This is a genomic window from Roseateles sp. P5_B10, assembly GCF_056400485.1.
The window spans coordinates 1-2645 of the sequence record NZ_JBFULE010000732.1 but is presented as its reverse complement, the minus strand read 5'-3'; the positions used below and the strand labels follow the sequence as shown (position 1 = coordinate 2645).

Below are 2645 nucleotides of genomic sequence, written 5' to 3'. Positions count from 1 at the left end.
TTGGCGGAGTGGACGGGGCTCGAACCCGCGACCCCCGGCGTGACAGGCCGGTATTCTAACCAACTGAACTACCACTCCGCGTGGGATGAATTCGATACCGTCTTTCGACAATATCCAAGCTCATCAAACTTGGCGTCCCCTAGGGGATTCGAACCCCTGTAATCACCGTGAAAGGGTGGTGTCCTAGGCCTCTAGACGAAGGGGACGAAACCTTCGCAACTTGAACCGCGCGCCATCCAATAAGCCAAGGCCTTTTGGTGGAGGTAAGCGGGATCGAACCGCTGACCTCTTGCATGCCATGCAAGCGCTCTCCCAGCTGAGCTATACCCCCGTGTTTTCGAGTTGACTGTTGTCAGTCTCTTCGTTAACAGCGCTGTTCAAGCGAGACCAAGAGTATATGACGAAATTCAAATGGAATGCAAGCGTTCGAGGACTTTTTTCTTGTCGAAGTGCTCCAGCACGGCATCCACACYCGGGGTCTGAGAACGCCCGCACACCAGCACGCGCACCGGTACCGCCAACTGCGGCATCTTCAGTCCGGTGGCCGCAAGGGTTTCCTTCAAGGCCTGCTGGATGCCGGCCTTGTTCCAGTCGGTCATGGCCGACAGTCGTTCTGCCAGCACAGCCAGTGCCGGGCGCACGGCATCGGTGATGTAAGCCGCAAGATCCTCGACCGATGGCATGACGGGCGCGAAATACATCGCGAGCCAATCGGCCAGTGCGGCGGCCGTCGCGCAGCGATCCTTGAACAGACCGACCTTGGGCTGGACCTGCTCTACCGTGGCTTGAATACCCTTGGCCTTGAGTTGCGTGACGACAAGATCAGCCAGCCGGCCCTCATCGATCTGCTTCAGGTAATGGCCGTTGACCCAGTCCAGCTTGGCCGGGTCCCACTGCGCGGGGCTCTTGGACAGATGCGAGCCATCGAACCACGCCACCATCTGCTCGGCCGTGAACAACTCATCGTCGCCATGGCTCCAGCCCAGGCGGGCCAGGTAATTCAGCATGGCCTCGGGCAGATAGCCACCGTCGGCATAGGCCGTCACGCTGACAGCGCCGCGGCGCTTGGACAACTTCTGGCCATCGTCACCCAGGATGATGGGCAGGTGTCCAAACTGCGGCAGCGGTGCGCCCAGCGCATTGAAGATGTTGATTTGCCAGGGCGTGTTGTTGATGTGCTCGTCGCCGCGGAAAACATGGCTGATGCGCATGTCCCAGTCATCGACGACGACGGCGAAGTTGTAGGTCGGCACACCGTCGGTGCGCACGATGATGAGGTCGTCGATCTCGCGGTTGTTGATCGTGATCGGCCCCTTGACCAGGTCGTTCCAGGTCACGTCGCCATCGACGGGGTTGGCGAAGCGGATGACGGGCTTCACACCCTCCGGCGGGGCGGGCAGCACCTTGCCCGGCTCGGGGCGCCAGCGGCGGTCGTAGAGCTTCTTCTCGCCGCGGGCRTGCTGGGCCTCCTTCATCGCGTCCAGTTCCTCGGGCGTCGCATAGCAGCGGTAGGCCTTGCCCTCGCTGATCAACTGTTCGACGACGGCCTGATAGCGGTCCAGGCGCTGCATCTGGTAGATCGGACCCTCGTCGTAGTTCAGGCCGAGCCAGTTCATCGCCGCAATGATCTGGTCGACCGAGTCCTGCGTGGAGCGGGCCACATCCGTGTCCTCGATGCGCAGCACGAACTCGCCGCCGTGGTGCCGGGCATAGGCCCAGGAAAAAAGGGCGGTGCGGGCCGTGCCCAGGTGCAGAAAGCCGGTCGGCGACGGTGCGATGCGCGTGCGGACCTTGTCGAAAGTGGAGCTCATCGGATTTTCAAAGTGGAAAGGCCACGCAGCAGATCGTCAGTGATGTCGTCTACATGCTCGAGGCCAACGGCCAGGCGGATCAGCCCCTGCCCGATGCCGGCGGCTTGACGCTGGTCCTCGGTCAGGCGGCCGTGCGAGGTCGTCGCGGGGTGAGTGATGATGGATTTCGTATCGCCGAGATTGGTGGCGATGGACAGCACGCGCGTGCTGTCAATGACGTGGAAAGCTGCTGCACGTGCAGCTTCAGAGGTATCGGCGCGCAGGTCGAAGGACAGCACCGCCCCGCCCTGCCCGCTTTGCTGGCGCATGGCCAGGTCATGCTGAGGATGGGATGCGAGCGATGGGTAGTAGACATGGTCCACCTCCGGCTGCGCCTCCAGCCAGCGCGCARCGGCCAGGGCCTGCTCGCTCTGGGCCTTCATGCGCAGCGACAGCGTCTCCAAGCCCTTGAGCACGACCCAGGCGTTGAAAGGCGCCAGCGTCATGCCGACGGTACGCAGCACCGGGCCGAAGACATCGCGGATCAACTTGCTGGAGCCACACAGCGCGCCGGCCATCACGCGACCCTGGCCATCCATGTACTTGGTGGCCGAATGCATGACGATGTCGGCACCCATCTCGGTGGGGCGCTGCAGCGCTGGCGTCGAGTAGGTGTTGTCGACCGCCAGGATGGCGCCGGCTCCGTGGGCAATGTCCGCCAAGGCGCGGATGTCGCAGACCTCGGTCAGCGGGTTGGTCGGCGTCTCGGCGAAGAGTAGTTTGGTTGTCGCCTTGACGGCTGCACGCCATTCGGCGAGGTCAGTCTGCGAGACAAAGCTGGTCTCGACACCGAAC

At 62.7% G+C, this 2645-nt stretch carries 2 protein-coding genes and 3 tRNA genes; all 5 read right to left on the bottom strand.

Going from position 1 to position 2645, the window contains the following annotated elements; genetic code table 11:
- Window position 1: 1 nt before the first annotated feature.
- Window positions 2-78, bottom strand: a tRNA-Asp gene (locus AC1DU6_RS26720).
- Between the two features lie 52 nt (window positions 79-130).
- Window positions 131-206 (bottom strand) — tRNA-Glu (locus AC1DU6_RS26715).
- 49 nt (window positions 207-255) lie between these two features.
- Window positions 256-331: transfer RNA gene (locus AC1DU6_RS26710), tRNA-Ala, on the bottom strand.
- A 76-nt stretch (window positions 332-407) separates the two neighbouring features.
- A complete protein-coding gene (gene gltX / locus AC1DU6_RS26705; protein WP_477860812.1) occupies window positions 408-1811 on the bottom strand; it encodes a glutamate--tRNA ligase in 1404 nt (467 codons plus the stop codon).
- The coding region (locus tag AC1DU6_RS26700) for an aminotransferase class I/II-fold pyridoxal phosphate-dependent enzyme (RefSeq protein ID WP_477860810.1) at window positions 1808-2645 on the bottom strand (838 nt) is incomplete at its 5' end. The genes AC1DU6_RS26700 and gltX, both read right to left, overlap by 4 nt.